This window comes from Paracraurococcus ruber, assembly GCF_004353985.1.
Taxonomy (GTDB): Bacteria; Pseudomonadota; Alphaproteobacteria; order Acetobacterales; family Acetobacteraceae; genus Paracraurococcus; species Paracraurococcus ruber.
The window spans coordinates 1-3,390 of the sequence record NZ_SMOA01000418.1 but is presented as its reverse complement, the minus strand read 5'-3'; the positions used below and the strand labels follow the sequence as shown (position 1 = coordinate 3,390).

Sequence of the window (3,390 nt, the reverse complement as noted above, 5' to 3'; positions counted from 1 at the left end):
GACGCGCCCGCGCGCGCCGGGCTGCGGCGGCCGGCATCGGTCCACCGCCCGGCGCAGGCCACACGCGGCCCGCGCCGAGGCAGCCTGCCCCGGATGCCCGCGCCCTGCGGCGGCGCCGCGTCAGTTGGCGATCAGGTCGTCGATGCGGCGCTGGCTGACCTCCGGCATGAAGGAGGAGCGGACGTCGAAGGACGCGACGGGGAAGCGGTCCACCGTCGGCCGGCGGAACTCCACCTGCTCCACCCGCGCCACGAGGTCGGCATTGCGCGGCGCGGGCTGCGTGTTGTAGCGCGCGAAGTCGGGATAATGGTTCGTCCCGGTGTTCCAGTCCGAATAGGCGGTCAGCCCGACATGGAGCCGCGCCGGCAGGTCGGGGCGGATGAACTGGTCGAGCAGGGTGAACTCGCGCTGCCCGTCGATCCGGTACAGCAGGGAGAACAACTCGCCCTGGCGGGCGACGCGCAGCGCCACCCAGGCCGGCCTGCCGCCCTGATAGGCCGCGGCGGCATCGGCGATGCGAAGCGTCGAGATCGAGTTGAACGTCGTCTTCGCCTCGAACTGCGGCGTGCCGGCCGGGAAGGCGGAGCCGAGCGAGAAGAACAGCCAGTTCTCCCGCCCCGGCTGCCAGTTGGCCGCCGTCAGCCCCTCGCGCGGCCCGCGGATGAAGATGCCGGCGAGCGAGAAGAGCGTCTGCGGCGTCGCCGCGCGCGTGCCCTCGACGCGCAGCCGGGCGGTGACGACGAAATTGCCGTCGACCTCGCGGTAGAGATGGCCGGCCTGCATGTCCTCGAACCAGCCCGAGGAGAGCGGCCGCAGGATCAGCGCGCCGTCCTGCACCACCGGAGCATCCCATTTCGCCGAGAAGCCCGGCACCTCGTGCTGGCGCCAGCCGGCGAGCGCGGCCGGGCTGTCGAAGCGGGTGGACAGCGCGCGGATATCCGCGGGCCCGGCCGGCGCCTGCGCCTGGCTGGCGGAGATCGGCAAGGCTCCCTGGATGGCGGCGGTCATTGCGGCGAAGCCGAGGGTTCGGCGACGGGGCATCTGCGTTCTCCAAGCGGGCACTCGTGAGTGAGTGCGCTCACTCAGTAAATAAACGCAGCGGGATTTTGCAAGTGGCTTCGCTCGGATTTATGCTGCCGGCATGGCCCGCGCCGCCGCCCGACCCACCCCTCCTGTTGCCGGGGCGCCCCCGCCTTCGTCGCGCCGAGGTCGCCCGCCGAAGCGGGACGCCGTGCTCGACGCCGCCGTGGCGGAGTTCCTGGCGCATGGCTACGAGCACGCCACGCTCGCGGCGATCGCGGCGCGCGCCGGCGTCTCGACCGCGACCGTGTTCAAGCATTTCCATGCCAAGGCCGATATCTTCGGCGCGGTCATGGCGCGCGTCTTCGGCAACGACGCCGCGCGGCACGAGGTGCCGCGGCCGACGCCCGGCGATCCGCGCGCCGGGCTGCTGGCCATCGGGCGCGACTATGCCGCGACCCTGGCGCCGGCCGACACGCGGGCCCTGTTCCGGGTGATGATCGCGGAGGTGCCGCGCTTCCCCGAACTCGGCCGAGAGCTCTACGAACAGGGCAAGCGACCCTATCTAAATCGCCTGCATGCCTATCTGCGGTCCGAGGCCGGCGCGGGCACCTTGCGCATTCCCGACGTGCCCCTGGCGGCGCGCCAATTCCTCGGGATGATCAACGACGTCACCTTCTGGCCGCACATGCTGGTCGTCGATCTCGCGGAGGCGGATGCGGAGGCCGTCGTCGCCGCGGCCGTCGACACCTTCCTGCGGGGCTACTCGACGGCCCGTTGACCGCGCGCGGGGCCGCGATCAGCCCGGCCGAATGCCCGGAACGCCGGCGCAGACGGGGCAGCGCAGGCCCGCGCTGCCGCGGTCGGCATCCAGGGCTGGCCGCCGCACCGCCGCGGATCCTGTGCTGGATCCCGGGGTCTGCCGCGCGATCGCCGGCCAGCCGCCTGCCGTCGTCTGCCAGGTGATGCGGCCGCACGGCATCGCCGCGATCCCCTTCAGCGGGCGGGCGAGGAGGGCAGGCGTCACGGGGGCGGCAAATCCTCCCGGCGGCATCGGCGCCGCCCTGGATGGCGGCGCCGATGCCGCCGGTCGGTGGTTCCGTGCGACGGGCCCATGCCATGCGCCGCAGGGCCGCGGGGCGCTTGCCCGCGGCCGCACCGGATCGCCCGCGCCGGCCTCGACCCAGGCGGCCGCGGCGTCGGCGGCGGCATGCGGGCAGCCCTGCCGCCGAAGGCGAGGGGCGGCTGGGGACGCGGTCGGGCCGGGGGCGAGAGGACCGGCCGTGCCGCCACCCTCCGCCGGCATCGCCGGGCCGGCGGGCGCAGCCCTGCGATGCGGCAGGCCCCGCCCCAAGGCACCACGAGGGCGGCGGGTGAGGCTACCGCCCGCGCGGCGGATCCTGCTCCGGCCGGCGGATCAGGGCGGTGAGGGGCGCCAGCACCACGCCGCGCGTCTCCACGCCATTCGCCCAGGCGGCGATCCGCTCCACCAGCACCGGCGACGCCTCCCCCGCATAGCCGAGCGCCGAGCCGCGCTCCCGCGCGAGCGCTTCGAGCGAAGCCAGCTTCCGCTCGATCTCGCTGCGGGTCGCTGGCTCGTCCACCACCAGGTCGACGCCGCGGCCCCAGGCCCGGTCCGGCGCCCGCACCGCGCCCGGGCGCGGATCCACATAGAGCAGGCCGCGGGCATGCAGGGCGGCCTGCAGCGAGGTCAGCCCTTCCGTCAGCATGGCGTAGCGTTCGCCGCGCATGGGGCCGAGCGCGCCGATGGCGCCGACATAGCCGGTGAAGCGCGACAGCACCCAGAGCAGCCGGTCGCCATTCTCGGAAGGCGAGAGGCCGGTCAGCAGCGCCCGGTCGCCCGGGTTGTTCAGCGGATAGCCGGTCGGCTCCAGCGGCAGCGCCACCAGCAGCTCCATCCCCCGCGTCCGCGCCTGGTCCAGCAGCAGGTCGGGCCGCGGCGCATAGGGGCTGAAGGCGAGCGCGACGGCGCCGGGCAGCCGGCGGATCGCCTCCTCCGTCACCGCTGCATTCATCCCGAGGCCGCCGACGACCAGCCCGACCCGCGGCCGCTGGTCCTGCCGGTCGAAGGGCCGGCCATAGGCACGGATGGAACTGCGGTTGTCGGGGCCGAGCCGGGGCAGGCGGCCATAGGGGCCGGCCTCCGCCAGCGCCGGCTCCAGCGCGGGGGTCGGCCGGCCGGCCTGGCCGGGGATGCGGATGCCGGCATCCTGCACCGGGGCTGGCTCCGGCGCCGCGGCGGGCGTTGTCGCGGCCGCTGGCGACGGCGTGGCGGGGGACGCGGCGACGGGGGCGGCAACGGGCGCGGCAGCCGGGGCCGGCGGTTCCGCCGGTGCGGCGGCGGGCGGC

General features: G+C 75.2%; 3 protein-coding genes. 1 reads left to right on the top strand and 2 read right to left on the bottom strand.

Annotated features, from left to right (window positions below):
- Positions 1–120 precede the first annotated feature (120 nt).
- A complete protein-coding gene (locus E2C05_RS30055) occupies positions 121–1,041 on the bottom strand; it encodes a DUF1349 domain-containing protein (protein ID WP_133223290.1) in 921 nt (306 codons plus the stop codon).
- A 190-nt stretch (positions 1,042–1,231) separates the two neighbouring features.
- On the opposite strand from E2C05_RS30055, the gene E2C05_RS30050 reads away from it, so the two are divergent.
- Complete coding sequence (locus E2C05_RS30050) at positions 1,232–1,801, top strand: TetR/AcrR family transcriptional regulator C-terminal domain-containing protein (protein ID WP_158292470.1); 570 nt, start codon at positions 1,232–1,234, stop codon at positions 1,799–1,801.
- Positions 1,802–2,399: 598 nt separating this feature from the next.
- On the opposite strand, the gene E2C05_RS30045 is transcribed toward E2C05_RS30050, so the two are convergent.
- Positions 2,400–3,257 (bottom strand): divergent polysaccharide deacetylase family protein, encoded by an 858-nt coding sequence (locus E2C05_RS30045; protein WP_133223288.1) that lies wholly within the window; start codon positions 3,255–3,257, stop codon positions 2,400–2,402.
- Positions 3,258–3,390 lie beyond the last annotated feature (133 nt).